Origin of the sequence: Amycolatopsis bullii (assembly GCF_014654205.1) — a bacterium.
Classification (GTDB): Bacteria; Actinomycetota; Actinomycetes; order Mycobacteriales; family Pseudonocardiaceae; genus Amycolatopsis; species Amycolatopsis plumensis.
On sequence record NZ_BNAW01000047.1, the window covers coordinates 1 to 15,496 of the forward strand.

General features: G+C 72.6%; 11 protein-coding genes. 8 read left to right on the forward strand and 3 right to left on the reverse strand.

Annotation, left to right across the window (positions count from 1 at the left end):
* Nucleotides 1-65 precede the first annotated feature (65 nt).
* Nucleotides 66-632, forward strand: a complete 567-nt coding sequence (locus IE317_RS35205) for a DUF6885 family protein (RefSeq protein WP_444859551.1) — start codon at nt 66-68, stop codon at nt 630-632.
* Here IE317_RS35205 and IE317_RS35210 read toward each other — a convergent pair.
* The 3 genes from IE317_RS35210 to IE317_RS35220 are packed head-to-tail and all read right to left on the reverse strand — an operon-like array spanning nt 610 to nt 3,979.
* Nucleotides 610-2,031, reverse strand: a complete 1,422-nt coding sequence (locus IE317_RS35210; RefSeq protein ID WP_444859552.1) for an amino acid permease — start codon at nt 2,029-2,031, stop codon at nt 610-612. The genes IE317_RS35205 and IE317_RS35210 overlap by 23 nt on opposite strands.
* Before the next feature lie 41 nt (nt 2,032-2,072).
* Complete coding sequence (locus tag IE317_RS35215) at nt 2,073-2,753, reverse strand: response regulator (RefSeq protein WP_191315695.1); 681 nt, start codon at nt 2,751-2,753, stop codon at nt 2,073-2,075.
* A complete protein-coding gene (locus IE317_RS35220; RefSeq protein ID WP_191315696.1) occupies nt 2,750-3,979 on the reverse strand; it encodes a sensor histidine kinase in 1,230 nt (409 codons plus the stop codon). Before IE317_RS35220 ends, IE317_RS35215 begins: the two co-directional genes overlap by 4 nt.
* A gap of 117 nt (nt 3,980-4,096) precedes the next feature.
* On the opposite strand from IE317_RS35220, the gene IE317_RS35225 reads away from it, so the two are divergent.
* The 7 genes from IE317_RS35225 (at nt 4,097) to glgX (IE317_RS35255) (ending at nt 15,392) form a co-directional block, all read left to right on the forward strand.
* Nucleotides 4,097-4,723 carry a hypothetical protein gene (locus IE317_RS35225; RefSeq protein ID WP_229903066.1) on the forward strand — a complete coding sequence of 209 codons (627 nt, stop codon included), beginning with the start codon at nt 4,097-4,099 and terminating at the stop codon, nt 4,721-4,723.
* The gene (locus tag IE317_RS35230) at nt 4,720-4,914 is read left to right on the forward strand and encodes a hypothetical protein (RefSeq protein WP_191315698.1); all 195 of its coding nucleotides are present in this window, start codon (nt 4,720-4,722) and stop codon (nt 4,912-4,914) included. The genes IE317_RS35225 and IE317_RS35230 overlap by 4 nt, the downstream gene beginning before the upstream one ends.
* A 94-nt stretch (nt 4,915-5,008) precedes the next feature.
* Nucleotides 5,009-6,991: a 4-alpha-glucanotransferase gene (gene malQ, locus IE317_RS35235; RefSeq protein WP_229903067.1), complete on the forward strand. Its 1,983-nt coding sequence runs from the start codon at nt 5,009-5,011 to the stop codon at nt 6,989-6,991.
* Nucleotides 6,992-7,060: 69 nt separating this feature from the next.
* Nucleotides 7,061-9,187 (forward strand): glycogen debranching protein GlgX, encoded by a 2,127-nt coding sequence (gene glgX, locus IE317_RS35240; protein ID WP_191315700.1) that lies wholly within the window; start codon nt 7,061-7,063, stop codon nt 9,185-9,187.
* Nucleotides 9,184-11,460 carry a malto-oligosyltrehalose synthase gene (gene treY / locus IE317_RS35245; protein ID WP_191315701.1) on the forward strand — a complete coding sequence of 759 codons (2,277 nt, stop codon included), beginning with the start codon at nt 9,184-9,186 and terminating at the stop codon, nt 11,458-11,460. Before glgX (IE317_RS35240) ends, treY begins: the two co-directional genes overlap by 4 nt.
* A complete protein-coding gene (gene treZ / locus IE317_RS35250; protein ID WP_191315702.1) occupies nt 11,457-13,193 on the forward strand; it encodes a malto-oligosyltrehalose trehalohydrolase in 1,737 nt (578 codons plus the stop codon). The genes treY and treZ overlap by 4 nt, the downstream gene beginning before the upstream one ends.
* A gap of 51 nt (nt 13,194-13,244) precedes the next feature.
* A complete protein-coding gene (gene glgX, locus IE317_RS35255; protein ID WP_191315703.1) occupies nt 13,245-15,392 on the forward strand; it encodes a glycogen debranching protein GlgX in 2,148 nt (715 codons plus the stop codon).
* Nucleotides 15,393-15,496 lie beyond the last annotated feature (104 nt).

Consider the following 15,496-nt stretch of genomic DNA (forward strand, 5'->3'; position numbering starts at 1 on the left):
CCCCCCCCCCCCCCCCCCCCCCCCCCCCCCCCCCCCCCCCCCCCCTTTTTGTCCGCGGGCCGGCCGTGCGCCCGCCCGGCGAGCCGGGCCGGCGCGACTTCCGGCTGCCGCTGCCCGTCGTCGACGACCCGGCCGCGGCCGGCACCCGGGTCTCCGTGCTGGCGGCGGCGATCGGGTCGCTGTCGCGAGGCGCCCTCTCGGCCGTGCCGGTGACCGGGGAGTGGACCACCGAGGCCTTGTTCGACCTCCTCGTCGGCTTGTGGGACGTCCCGCGCGTCGCGGTGCTGGCCCGGATCGACGCCGCCGAGCTCGGCGCGCACGACACCCCGGAACGCGCGCTGCTCGACTACCTCGACACCGGCGTCCCGCCACTGTGGACATCCCGCTGGCGCCCGCCCGGCGGCCACTTCGTGCTCCTGGCGGGCATCCGCATCGGCGCCGAGGGCACCCTGCTGTCCATTGTGGACACTTATCCGTCGCTCGGCGACCACGGCCGCCACGACCAGCCGGTCGAATGGGTGACGGCGGCGCTGGCCGGGCTCGGTGTTCTCGTGGTCGTCGACGCCGACCAGGCGGCCGGGGTGCGGAGAGCGGCCGGGGACGCCGGGCTCACTCCGTCCTATTGGGACTGAAGCGCGAGTGGCGGCGGCCATAGGCGAAGTAGATCACCAGGCCGATCACCAGCCACGCGGCGAACCGGATCCACGTCAGCACGTTGAGGTTGAGCATCAGGTACAGGCACGCCAGCGCGGCCACGACCGGGACCGCCGGGGAGAACGGCACCTTGAACGGCCGGTCGAGGTCGGGACGGCGGCGGCGCAGCACCGGGACCGCCACGGCCACGATGATCATCGCCGACAGCGCGCCGATGCTCACCATGTCGGCCAGCTCGGAAATCGGGATGAACGCGGCCAGCACGGCGATGAGCGCCGCGCCGCCGACGGTCATCCGGTGCGGGGTGTCCCAGCGCGGGTGCGCGGTGCCGAGCGCCTTCGGCAGCAGGCCGTCACGGCCCATCGCGAACCCGATCCGCCCGATCGTGACCAGCTCGACCATCATCACCGACGTCAGCCCGGTCACCGCGCCGAGCGAGATCAGCGCGCCCACCCAGTGCTGGCCGACCCGGTCGAACGCGTCCGCCAGCGGCGCGCCCGTGTCGATGTCGGTGAACGGGATCATGCCGGTCAGCACGATCGAGACGCCGATGTAGAGCAGCGCGCACACGCCCAGCGCGCCGAGGATGCCGACGCGCAGGTCCTTGCGCGGGTTCAGCGTCTCCTCGCCGAGGTTCGCGAGCGCTTCGAACCCGGTGTAGGCGAAGAAGACCACGGCCGCCGCGGTGATCATCCCGGCGATGCCGTAGACCGACTGCTCCAGCCCCAGCACCGCCTGGACCGCCGGCTGTTCCAGCACCGTCGTGCCGGCTTCGGGCGCCTTGGCCGGCGGGATGAACGGCGTCAGGTTGGCGCCCTTGACGTAGAACAGCCCGACCCCGAGCACCAGCACGCAGACCGCGACCTTCACGCACACCAGCAGGTTGGTCAGCCAGGCCGATTCCTTGATGCCCAGCACGGCGACCACGGTCAGCACGGCGATGATGAGCACCGCGCCGATGTTGACCTTCGCGTCTTCGCCGAACCACTCCGGCGACAGCCCGAGCAGGTTCGCCAGGTACCCCGACCAGCCCCGCGACACCACCGCGGCGCCGAGCGCGAACTCCAGCAGCAGGTCCCAGCCGATGATCCAGGCGAACACCTCGCCGAGGGTGGCGAAGGCGTAGGTGTAAGCGCTTCCGGCCGTCGGGACGCTGGAGGCGAGTTCGGCGTAGCACAGTGCCGCGAGCCCGGCGACGACCGCGCCGAGCACGAACGACAGCGTCACCGCGGGTCCCGCGTGGGTCTTCGCCTCGACCCCCGCCAAGGTGAAGATGCCGGTGCCGATGATGATCCCGACGCCGAACCCGACCAGGTCGCGTCCGCGCAGCCGCCGTTTGAGCTCCCCGGAGTCCTGCCGTTCCAGGACCTCGTCCACGTTCAGCGTTCGCCGCTCACCCATGAGGAGAAGTTAGAAGGTCACGGGTCGTTCCGCAGATCGACGCCGGAGTCGTGCGAGGCGAGGCCGGCCTCCTGGGCGAGGATCGCGGCCTGCACCCGCGAGCGCAGGCCGAGCTTGGCGAGCACGCGCGAGACGTGCGTCTTCACCGTCGCTTCGCCGATGTACAGCCGGGCACCGATCTGGGCGTTGGACAGGCCCTCGCCGAGGCAGCCGAGCACCTCGCGCTCGCGGTCGGTGAGGTCGCCGAGGCCGGGCGGAAGGGTGGACCGGTCCGGGGCCGACGCGGCGAACGCGGTGATCAGCCGCCGTGTGACCTGCGGGGCGAGCACGCCGTCGCCGGCCGCGACGAGCTTCACCGCTTCGATCAGCCGGGGCGCTTCGACCGATTTGAGCAGGAAGCCGGCGGCCCCGGCCCGCAGCGCGCCGTGCACGTACTCGTCGAGGTCGAAGGTGGTCAGCACGAGCACCTGGGTCAGGCCCGCGGACACCAGTTCCCGGGTGGCGGCGATGCCGTCGGTGCCGGGCATCCGGACGTCCATGAGGGTGACGTCCGGCCGCAGGGCCCGCGCCTGGCGGACGGCGGCGGCGCCGTCGGCGGCCTCGCCGACGACCTCGATGCCGTCGGCGTGGCCGAGGATGGTGGTGAGGCCGAACCGGACGGCGCTGTGGTCGTCGGCGACCAGGACGCGGACGGTCACAACGGCTTCCGGGGGTTCCGGGTGGCGGAGCCCCCGGCCCGGGTCGAAGCCCCGGTTGTCACGGGTGTGCCCACCGGGAGTTCCGCGCGGACCAGCCAGCCGCCGCCCGCCGGGCCCGCGGTGAGCTCGCCGCCCACCGCGTCCGCGCGTTCGCGCATGTTCAGCAGGCCCGTCCCGCCGCCGGGAGCGGGGAGCGGACCGTGGACGTCGTTGCGGACCTCGACCGCGAGGACGCCGTCGAGGCAGTGGACGGCGACGTCGACGCGTGCGCCCGGGGCGTGCTTGACGGCGTTGGTCAGCGCCTCCTGCGCGATCCGGTACGCCGTCAGGTCGACCGCCGCCGGCAGCGGCACGTCTGCGTCCACAGTGGACTCGACGTGCACCTCCAGCCCGCTGGCCCTGGCCGACTCCGCCAGCTTGGCCAGGTCCGCCAGCCGGGCGGGCGCGGTCGTCTCCGCGTCCCCGCCGTCGGCCTTGAGCAGCCCGATCATCGCGCGCATCTCCTCCAGGGCGCTGACACTGTTCTCCCGCACCGACTCCAGCACCGCCTTCGCCAGTTTCGGGTCGGGCAGCGACAGTGCCGCCTCCGACTGGATGGCGATGGCCGAGAGGTGCCCGGCGATCACGTCGTGCAGGTCGCGGGCCATCCGCCCGCGTTCGGCGGCGACCGCGGCCCGCCGGTCCAGCTCCGCGATCTTCGCCAGCTGCCCGGCGTTGGCGCGCTCGGCTTCGGCGACGTCGCGTTGCTGGCGGATGTTGGCCGCCCACCACACCGGCGTGATGACGAACGGCAGCACGCCGACCGCGGCCAGCACCGCCGCCCGCCACTGCTGGGCGAAGACCAGCACCGCGGCGAGCACGCCCACCACGGTGAACGCGGCGAGGCCGATCATCACCCGGCTGGTGCGCCGGGAGCCGTAGAGCGTCGCCGCGTACAGGAAGTCGGTGTAGATGATCAGCACCGGAAGCGACGGGCCGAGCCCGACGTCCACCGCGAGCACCGCCGTGGCCAGGACGAGGGCGAGGGGCACCCGCCGGCGCAGCAGCTCGAGCCCGCACAACGCGGACAGCTCCAGCAGCCGCACCGCCAGCGGCCCGTGGTCGTACGCCGCCACGAGCCGGTGGATCCCGGTCGCGTAGACGAGGAACCCGAGCAGCCAGGTGGCCAGCGCGATCAGGCCGTCCTGCTGCCACACCGGGAGCGAGCGCAGGCGGGGCAGGGGCACCCGGTCATCCCAGCACACCGCGCGCCGGCCCGCGTCCGACGAAGTGATGACACCGGGTCCGCCGCTTCGCCGACGCGGCCGGCCGCGACGGCGCGCGAGCGTGGCGGGGTGGACGAGATGGGGAAGTTCTTCGCGGAGAACCCGATGGCCGCCGTCATCGCGGCGGGCGAGATCGGGTTCTGGGTGTTCATCGCGGCGGGGCTGGCGGTGCGGTACCTGCTGCGCGCGCGGCGCGTGTCGGCGGTGCTGCTGGCCATGGTGCCGCTGGTCGACGTCGTGGTGCTGGTGGCGACCGTGCTCGACCTGTCCGGCGGGGGCCGGCCGGGGTTCACGCACGGCCTCGCGGCGGTCTACCTCGGCTTCAGCGTGGTGTTCGGGCCCAGCATGGTCCGGTGGGCCGACGAGCGGTTCGCCCACCGTTTTGCCGGCGGCTTTCGGGGGGGTCCGGGTGGCGAAGCCCCCGGCCCGGGGCGAAGCCCCGGTTGTCACAGCGGGCCGCCGCCACCGCCGAAGCGGCAGGGGCGGGAGCGGGCGCGGTACGAGTGGCGTGAGTGGGGCAAGTGCCTGCTGGCCTGTGGGCTCTCCGCGGTCGCGCTGCTGGCGGCGATCTTCGCGATCGGCGAGCCCGACCGGGTGGCGCCGCTGTGGGAGTGGTTCCCGCGGCTGGGGACCGTCTCGGCGGTCTGGCTGTTCGCCGGGCCGGTGTGGCAGGAGCTGTTCGGCAGGGAGGAGGTGCGGCCGTGAGGGAGCTGCTCGGGATCCTGCTGGTCGTGCAGGGCGGCGGCGGGCTGCTCAACCGCCTGCTCGGGGCGCGCTCGCCGAGCTGGTTCGTCCAGTTGCACCTGCTGCCGGCGTCGTGGCAGGTCGGGGCCAGCGTGGTGATGGTGCTCGCGGGGGTGGCGGTGCTGGCCGGCGGCAGGAGGCGCCGGGGGTGACGGGTGGGGACGCAGTGAATGACTCATTCCTGGCGTCGGAGGCCAGGAATGAGTCATTCAAGACGCCGGAGCCGGGGTGACGTAGGCCGCGCAGATGGCGGGAACGGCCGGGCACCGGAATGCTGGTCCCGTGCCCGAACAGATCCCCGCCCTGCACGAGCTCGCCGACTCCTACGGTGTCGCGACCCGGTACGAGAACGCCGACCGGGTCTGGGTCGACGTCGACGACGACGTCGTCGTCGCCGTCCTCGGCCAGTTCGGCGTCGATGCCACCAGTGACGAGGCCATCGCCGCGGCGCTGGCCGCCGTGCGCGAAGCCCCGGCCGCCCTGCCGCCGACCATCGTCGTCCGGGAAGGCACCGGCAAGACGCTGGGTGTCGACGCCGAAGTCGTCCTCGAAGACGGGACGCGGCGGCGGGCCGACGGGGAACTGCCCGCGGACCTGCCGCTCGGGTGGCACCGGGTGGTCACCGCCGACCAGGACGTCGTGCTGGCCGTGGTGCCGGCGAAGCTGCCGCGGGTGCGGCCCGCCTGGGGCTGGATGCTGCAACTCTACGCCCTGCACTCACCCGGGTCCTGGGGCATCGGCGACTACGCCGACCTCGCCACCTTCGCCGCCCGGTCGGCCGCCGAACTCGACGCCGGCGTTCTGCTGGTGAACCCGGTGCAGGCGATCAGCCCGGCCCACCCGATCGAACGCTCGCCGTACTCGCCGGCGAGCCGCCGGTTCGCCAACCCGGTCTACCTGCGCGTCACCGCCACCGAGACCTTCCGGCAGGCCGACGCCGCGACGCAGGAGGCCGTCGAGTCCCTGGCCCCGGACCGCGAAGGCGAGCTGGTCGACTACGACGCCGTCTGGACGGCCAAGCGCGCCGCCCTCGAACTGCTGTGGCCACACCGGGTCGAGGAGGTGCCCGAGGACGCCGACCTGCTGGACTTCGCCCTCTTCTGCGCCCTCGCCGAGCGGCACGGCGGTGACTGGCGCGACTGGCCGGAAGACCTGCGCGACCCGGCCGGACCGGCGGTGGCGAAGGCGCGCGACGAGCTCGAGGACCGCGTCGCCTTCCACGCGTGGCTGCAGCACCTCTGCCGGGTTCAGCTGGAAGCGGCGCGCACCGCCGCGCGCGAGGCGGGGATGACCGTCGGGATCGTGCACGACCTGCCGGTCGGGGTGCACCCCGGTGGGGCCGACACGTGGGCGCTCGAAGACGTCTTCGCCGCCGACGTGCGGGTCGGCGCGCCGCCGGACGCCTTCAACCAGCAGGGGCAGGACTGGAACCTGCCGCCGTGGCGGCCGGACAAGCTGGCGGAGGCCGGGTACGCGCCGTTCCGGGACGTCATCCGGGGCGTCCTGCGCTTCGCCGACGGCATCCGGGTCGACCACATCGCCGGCCTGTGGCGGCTGTGGTGGATCCCGCCGGGCGAGCCCGCGCACCGCGGCACGTACGTCCACTACAACGCCGAGGCCATGGTCGGCGTGCTCGCGCTCGAGGCGCACCGGGCCGGCGCCGTCGTCGTGGGGGAGGACCTCGGCACCGTCGAGGAGGTCGTCACCGACACGATGCACGATCGGGGGATGCTCAGCTCGGCCGTGCTGTGGTTCGAGCGCGACTGGGACGCGCCGGGCCAGCCGTTCACCCGACCGGAAAGCTGGGACCCGGACGCGATGGCCAGCATCTCCACGCACGACCTGCCGACGGTGCCGGGCTGGCTGAAGAGCGAGCACGTCCGGGTCCGGGCCGAGCTGGGCCTGCTGGACCGCGGGGTCGAGGCCGAAGAGGAAGCCGCCGCCGGTGAACGCAGGGCGTTGCTGGAACTCGTTGCGCGGGAAGGAATCCCGGACGACGACCCGGTCGTCGCGCTGCACACCCTGCTCGCGAAGGCCGCGTCACGGCTCGTGCTGACCTCGCCGGCCGACGTCGCGGGCCAGGTGCGGCAGCCGAATCTGCCCGGAACCGTCGACCAGTACCCTAACTGGCGGATTCGCCTGCCCGTCAGCGTGGACGGCTTCTTCACCGCGCAGGGGGTCCGCGCCGCGGTCGCACCGCTGGCGGCGGCCCGGCCGCTGCCCCGGTAACGACCACCCCGGTGCGCGCGACCCCCGGTGATACGGCACCGGTACGACCCAAGCTCGAGGAGACACCCAGTGCGGCCCTGGCCCGGAACGCCCTACCCGCTCGGCGCCACCTACGACGGAGTCGGGACGAACTTCGCCCTGTTCTCCGAGGTGGCCGAGCGCGTCGAACTGTGCCTGTTCGACGCCGAGGGCAAGGAGACGCGCTACGCGCTCGAAGAGGTCGACGGCTTCGTCCACCACGGCTACCTGCTCAACGTCGGCCCCGGGCAGCGCTACGGGTTCCGCGTGCACGGCCCGTACGACCCGAAGCGCGGCCTGCGCTGCAACCCGAACAAGCTGCTTATCGACCCGTACGCGAAGGCCGTCTCGCACGGCGTGAAGTGGGACGAGTCGCTGTTCGGCTACCAGTTCGACAACCCGGCCGAGCGCAATGACGACGACTCCGCCGGCCGCGTGCCGTATTCGCTGGTGGCGAACCCGTTCTTCGACTGGGGCAACGACCGGCAGCCGAATCGGCCGTACAACGAGACGGTCATCTACGAGGCCCACGTCAAGGGCATGACCGTGAACCACCCGTTCGTGCCGGAGCAGCTGCGGGGCACGTACGCCGGCCTCGCGCACCCCGCCGTCGTCGAGCACCTGCAGAAACTCGGCGTCACCGCGGTGGAACTGCTGCCTGTGCACCAGTTCGTCACCGACCACGGTCTCGCCCAGAAGGGGCTGACGAACTACTGGGGCTACAACACGATCGGGTACTTCGCGCCCCACGACTCCTACGCGGCGATGCCCGGCGAGGGCGGCCAGGTCCAGGAGTTCAAGGGCATGGTCAAGGCGTTCCACGAAGCCGGGATCGAAGTGATCCTCGACGTGGTTTACAACCACACGGCCGAGGGAAACCACCTCGGGCCGACGCTGTCGATGCGGGGCATCGACAACGAGGCCTACTACCGGCTGGTGGAGGGGGAGCCCGAGTACTACATGGACTACACCGGCACCGGCAACTCCCTCAACGTCCGCAACCCGCACACCCTGCAGCTGATCATGGACTCGCTGCGCTACTGGGTGACGGAGATGCACGTCGACGGCTTCCGGTTCGACCTCGCCTCGGCGCTGGCGCGCGAGTTCTACGACGTCGACCGGCTGTCGACGTTCTTCGACCTGGTCCAGCAGGACCCGATCGTCAGCCAGGTGAAGCTGATCGCCGAGCCGTGGGACGTCGGGCCCGGTGGCTACCAGGTCGGCAACTTCCCGCCGCTGTGGACGGAGTGGAACGGGCAGTTCCGCGACACCGTCCGCGACTTCTGGCGCGGCGAGCCGTCCACGCTGGGCGAGTTCGCGAGCCGGATCACCGGCTCGTCGGACCTCTACCAGGACGACGGCCGCCGCCCGTTCGCCTCGATCAACTTCGTCACCGCGCACGACGGCTTCACACTGCGGGACCTGGTGTCCTACAACGACAAGCACAACGAGGCCAACGGCGAAGACGGCCGCGACGGCGCCGACGACAACCGCTCGTGGAACTGCGGGGTCGAGGGCGAGACCGACGATCCCGAGGTGCTCGCCCTGCGGGCGCGGCAGCAGCGGAACATGCTCGCCACGCTGATGCTGTCCCAGGGCGTGCCGATGATCCTGCACGGCGACGAGTTCGGCCGCACCCAGCAAGGCAACAACAACGTCTACTGCCAGGACTCCGAACTGTCCTGGGTGGACTGGGAACTGGCCAAGGAGAACGCCGACCTGGTCAAGTTCACCGCCGGGCTGGGCGCGTTCCGGCACCGGCACCCGGTGTTCCGCCGCCGCCGCTTCTTCCAGGGCGGCCCGGTCGGCAAGGGCGCGAAGCTCGGCGACATCGCCTGGTTCACCCCGGCCGGCGAGGAGATGACCGAGCAGAACTGGGACGACGGCTTCGGCAAGGCGGTCGTCGTCTTCCTCAACGGCAAGGCGATCCCCGACCTCGACCCGCGCGGGATGCACGTCGAGGACAACTCGTTCCTGCTCGCCTTCAACGCCCACTACGAGGACATCGACACCACGCTCCCGGGCAACGGCTACGGGGAGAGCTGGACCGTCGTGGTCGACACCGCGACCGGGGAGGTCGAGCCCGCCGACACCAAGCCCATCGAAGGCGGCGGACGGCTCACCCTCCCCGCCCGGTCCCTGATCGTGCTGCAACGGACGGAAACGGAAGCCGAATGACGGTGCCGGAGTCGACCTACCGGGTGCAGCTGCGCCCGGAGTTCACCTTCGCCGACGCGGCCGGCATCGCCGGCTACCTGCGCGACCTCGGCATCGGGGCGCTGTACGCGTCGCCGGTGCTGGACGCGGCCCCCGGGTCGACGCACGGCTACGACGTCGTCGACCCGACGCAGGCGCGGCCCGCGCTCGGCGGCGAGGCGGCGCGGCAGGAGCTGTCCGCGCTGCTGAAGGAGCTCGGCCTGGGCCTGGTGGTCGACATCGTGCCCAACCACATGTCGGTCGAGGTGCCGAAGGTCAACCGCTGGTGGTGGGACGTCCTGAAGCACGGCCGCGACTCCGAGTACGCGGCCTTCTTCGACGTCGACTGGGAGCGCGGCCCGCTCCTGCTGCCCGTCCTCGGCGACGATGACGCCGTCGGGGAGCTGACGGTCGAAGGCGACGAACTGGTCTACTACGACCACCGGTTCCCGATCGCCCCCGGCACGGGAACCGGGACGCCGCAGGAGGTCCACGAGCGCCAGCACTACCGCCTGATCGGGTGGCGCCGCGGCAACGCGGAACTGACCTACCGCCGGTTCTTCGACATCACGAACCTGGCCGGGGTCCGCGTCGAGGACCCGAAGGTGTTCGCCGAGACGCACGGCGAGGTGCTGCGCTGGGTCGCCGACGGGGACGTCACCGGCCTGCGCGTCGACCACCCGGACGGCTTGGCCGACCCGGGCGGCTACTTCCGGCGGCTGCGCGAGAACGCGCCGGACGCGTGGATCGTGGCCGAGAAGATCCTGCACCCGGGCGAGCCGCTGCCGCAGAGCTGGCCGGTCGACGGCACCACCGGCTACGACGCCCTGCGCGAGATCGCCGGCGTCTTCGTCGACCCGGACGGCGAGCCGGGCTTCACCGAGCTGGCGAACGAGCTGGGCGTGCAGACCGGCTACCACCGCGTCGAGGCCGAGGCCCGGCGCCTGGTCACCGACCGCATCCTGGTCGCCGAGGTGCGGCGGATCGCCGCGCTGCTGCCGGACGTCGACCCGGAGCAGGCCCGGCAGGCGGTGGCCGAGACCATGATCGCCTTCCCCGTCTACCGCTCCTACCTGCCCGAGGGCGCTTCGCACTGGGCGGCCGCGATCGCCGGGGCCCGTGAAGCCCGGCCCGACCTCGCCGACGCGCTGGCGCGCCTCGACACCGCGGTCCGCGAGAACCCGGAGAGCGAGCTGGCCACCCGGCTCCAGCAGACGTCCGGCATGGTCGTCGCCAAGGGCACCGAGGACACGACGTTCTACCGCTACACGCGCTTCGCCGCGCTCAACGAGGTCGGCGGCAACCCGGACCGGTTCGGGCTCGGCGTCGAGGAGTTCCACCGGCTGGCCGCCGAGCGCGAGGCCGGCTACCCCGCGGCGATGACCACGCTCACCACGCACGACACCAAGCGCTCGGAGGACACCCGCGCGCGGATGGCGGTGCTGGCCGAGGTGCCCGGCGAGTTCGCCGAGGCCCTCCGGCGGTGGACCGCGCGGCGGGGGATCGACGAGCCGTCGCTGAACCTGCTGGCCTGGCAGACGCTCGTGTCGACCTGGCCGATCGAGCCGTCCCGGCTGCGGGACTACCTCGACAAGGCGGCCAAGGAGGCCAAGCTCCGGACCAGCTGGACCGACCACGACGAGGCCTTCGAGGCCGACGTCGCCGCGTGGCCCGAAGACGTCGTGAACAACGCCGAACTGGCCGCGGACGTCGAGGCGTTCGTCCAGCGCATCGAGGGGCCCGGGTACGCGAACTCGCTCGGCCAGAAGCTCGTCCAGCTGACCGCGCCCGGTGTCCCGGACGTCTACCAGGGCACCGAGCTGTGGGACTTCTCCCTGGTCGACCCGGACAACCGCCGCCCGGTCGACTACGTGGCCCGCCGGGAGATCCTCGCCCGGATCACCGACGGCGAGCTGCCGGAGATCGACGCGTCGGGCGCGGCGAAGCTGCTGGTCGTGCACAAGGCGCTGCGGCTGCGGCGCGAGCACCCGGCACTATTCCGCGGCTACCGGCCGCTGCGGGCCGAGGGCCCGGCCGCGGCCCACTGCCTGGCCTACACGCGCAGCCCGGACCTCGCCGTGGCGGTGACCCGGCTCCCGGTCGGCCTCGAGGCCGGTGGCGGGTGGCGCGACACCGTCCTGCCGCTGCCCGCCGGCGTGTGGACCGACGTCCTGACCGGCCGCGAGGTCACCGGCGACCTGGCCACCCTGTTCGACCGTTACCCCGTCGCGTTGCTGGTGCGAGGAGACGTATGAGGTTCAGCGTGTGGGCCCCTTCGGCCCGCCGGGTCCGGGTGAGCGTCGACGAAGGCGTGCACGAGATGACCGAAGGCGACGGCGGCTGGTGGCACGCCGACGCCGACGGCGTCAACTACGCCTTCCTCCTGGACGACGACGAGAAGCCGCTGCCCGACCCGCGATCGCGGTGGCAGCCGCACGGCGTCCACGCGGAGTCGCGCGTCTACGACCACGGTGAGTTCGCCTGGACCGACGACGCGTGGCACGGCCGCCAGTTGCCCGGCGCCGTCCTCTACGAGCTGCACATCGGCACCTTCACCGAGGGCGGCACCTTCGACGCGGCGATCGACCGGCTCGACCACCTCGTCGAGCTCGGCATCACGCACCTCGAGCTGCTGCCGGTCAACGCCTTCGACGGCACCGCGGGCTGGGGCTACGACGGCGTCCTCTGGGGCGCGGTCCACGAGCCCTACGGCGGGCCGGACGGGCTCAAGCGGTTCGTCGACGCGGCCCACGCGCGGGGCTTGGCCGTCGTGCTCGACGTCGTCTACAACCACCTCGGGCCGTCGGGCGCCTACCTCGACAAGTTCGGGCCGTACTTCGCCGGGCAGAACGAGTGGGGACCCGGCCTCAACCTCGACGGCGCCGGCTCCGACGAAGTCCGCCGGTACGTGGTCGACAACGCGCTGAGCTGGCTGCGCGACTTCCACATCGACGCCCTGCGCCTGGACGCCGTGCACGCGCTGCTCGACCGGCGGGCCGTGCACCTGCTCGAACAGCTCGCCGCCGAGGTCGACAGCCTGTCGGCGGCGCTGAACCGGCCGCTGACGCTGATCGCCGAGTCCGACCTCAACGACCCGCGGCTGGTCACACCCCGTGAGCGCGGCGGCTTCGGCCTGCACGCCCAGTGGTCGGACGACTTCCACCACGCCCTGCACGTCAAGCTGACCGGCGAGACGACCGGGTACTACACCGACTTCGCCGCGCCGGACGCCGTCGAGCGGGTCCTGCGCGAGGTGTTCTTCCACGCGGACACCTGGTCGTCCTTCCGGGAGCGGACCCACGGCCGCCCGGTCGACACGCGGACCGTGCCCGGCCACCGCTTCCTCGGCTACCTGCAGAACCACGACCAGATCGGCAACCGCGCGACCGGCGACCGGCTTTCGGCGACGGTCCCTCGCGACCGGCTGGCGTGCGGCGCGGCGATCCTCTTCTGCTCGCCGTACACCCCGATGGTGTTCATGGGGGAGGAGTGGGCGGCGAGCACGCCGTGGCAGTTCTTCGCATCCTTCCCGGACCCGGAGCTGGCCGAGGCCGTCCGCACGGGCCGCCGTCGCGAGTTTTCCCGGCACGGCTGGGGCGAGTCCGACGTACCGGATCCGATGGACGCGGCCACGGTCGAGCGCTCGCGGCTCGACTGGGCCGAGCCGGAGCGTCCCGGTCACCGGGACGTGCTGGAGCTCTACCGCGCGTTGATCCGGCTGCGCCGCGAGCGGCCCGAGCTGGCCGACCCGTGGGTTGCCGCCCTGCGCGTCGACGCCGCGCCCGACGGTTCCTGGCTGGTGCTGCACCGCGGCGGGCTGCGGCTGGCCGTCAACTTCGGCGCCGGCCCGGTCACGCTGCCCCTCGGGGCCACCGGGTCGCTGCTGGCCTGGGGGGAGGCCACCGTGGACGGTGGGGCCGCCCACCTGCCGCCGGACACCTTCGTCATCGCCGAAACGACCACCCCGACCGCGGTTGCCTCCGGGTAACTCATCGGTAATGGCGCGCACGGACCACCTCCGATCTGGGACGATTCAGGAATGGCCACACGACCCTCCGCCGACCACGTCCTCGCCGGCCGCCCCTTCCCCCTCGGAGCCCACCCCGAGGCCGGGGGAGTGCGGTTCGCGATCACGTCCGCCGTCGCGGACGCCGTCGAACTGTGCCTGATCGACGCCGACGGCTCGGAACGCCGGATCGCGCTGACCGAGCGCACCTTCGGCGTCTGGCACGGCCTGGTCCCCGGGGTCACGCCGGGGCAGCGGTACGGCTACCGGATCCACGGCCCGTACGACCCGGCCCGCGGCCTGCGGTGCAACCCGCACAAGCTGCTCGTCGACCCGTACGCCCGGCAGATCACCGGCGGGCTCACCGACCTGGCCGCGGCCCAGGGCTTCACCGGCGACCCCGAGCGCGGCCCGATGTCCACTGTGGACTCCCTGGGCAGCGTGCCGCTGTCGGTGGTCAGCTCGCCCGGCGGCCCGGACACCGGGATCAAGCCGGAGGTGCCGTTCGAGGAGGCGGTGGTCTACGAACTGCACGTCAAGGGCTTCACACAGCAGCACCCGTTCATCCCGGAGGCGCTGCGGGGCACCTACCTCGGCCTGGCCCACCCGGTGGCGATCGAGTACCTGACCCGGCTCGGCGTCACCTCGGTCGAGCTGCTGCCGGTGCACGCGTTCCTCGACGAGCCGTCGCTCATCCGGGCCGGGCGGCACAACTACTGGGGCTACTCGCCGCTGGGCTTCTTCGCCCCGCACGCCGCCTACGCCAGCGAACCCGGCCACGAGGTCGAGGAGTTCCGGCTGATGGTGGCCGCCCTGCACGCGGCCGGCATCGAGGTGATCCTCGACGTCGTGTTCAACCACACCTGCGAGGGCGGGCCGGACGGGCCGACGCTGAGCTTCCGCGGGCTGAACGCGCCGGTGTACTACCTGCACACCGACCGCGGGCACATGGCCGACATCACCGGCTGCGGCAACACCCTGGAGGCGGGCTCGCCGACCGTGGTCCGGCTGGTCACCGACTCGCTGCGGTACTGGACGCAGGAGATGGGGGTCGACGGGTTCCGGTTCGACCTCGCCAGCACGCTCGGGCGGCCCCGCGGTGGCGCGTTCGACCCGGCGTCGACGCTGCTCACCGCGATCACCACCGACCCGGTGCTCTCCCGCTGCAAGCTGATCGCCGAGCCGTGGGACGCGACCGGCGAGGGCTACCGCGTCGGCGGCTTCGGCGCCCAGTGGGCGGAGTGGAACGGCCGCTACCGCGACACCGTGCGTGACTTCTGGCGCGGCGCCACCGGCGTCCGCGACCTCGCGTACCGGCTGTCCGGGTCGTCGGACCTGTACGACCACAACCTGCGGCGGCCGTGGCAGTCGATCAACTTCGTCACCGCGCACGACGGCTTCACGCTGCGGGATCTGGTGTCCTACAACGAAAAGCACAACGAGGGCAACGGCGAGGACAACCGCGACGGCACCAACGACAACCGGTCGTGGAACCACGGCGCCGAGGGCGACACGGCCGACCCGGCGATCCGGGAGCTGCGCGCCCGGCAGGCCCGCAACCTGTTCGCGACGCTGCTGCTGTCCACCGGCACCCCGATGCTGACCGCGGGTGACGAGTTCTGGCGGACCCAGGGCGGCAACAACAACGCGTACTGCCTCGACGACGAGACGTCGTGGTTCGACTGGACCCCGGACGACCCCGCGGCCGAGGCCATGCTCGCGTTCGCCCGCCGGGTCGTCCGGCTGCGCGCGAACAGCCCGGCGCTGCGGCAGCCGGAGTTCTTCGAAGGCCGGACCACCCCGACCGGTAAGCCGGACCTGGTCTGGTTCCGCCCGGACGGCGAGGAGTTCGGCGAGAGCGACTGGTTCGAGGACCGCCACACGCTCGGCATGTGGATCGACGGCTCGAACAGCCAGGCCCGCAACCGCGAGGGCGAACTGGTGCCCGACCACTCGTGGCTGCTGTGGCTGCACGCCGGCGACGCCCCGGCCGAGGTGATCCTGCCGGGTCGCGAGTACGGCGAGACGTTCAAGCCGACCCTCGACACGAGCACCGCCGACGGCAGCCCGGCCAACCCGGGCACGCTCGAAGCCAAGAGCCGCGTGACCCTCCAGTCCCGCTCCCTGCTCCTGCTCCGCGCCCCGCGGCTGGCCGCAGAGCCGCACCCCGAACCCTACTGACCCGTATCTCGCCGGAGGGGCACTTTCACGTGAAAGTGCCCGGAGTGCGCGAGGCGTGCGCCGGAGCGGTGGGGCCGGGGGAGCGGGCGTGCGTAACCTGCGGG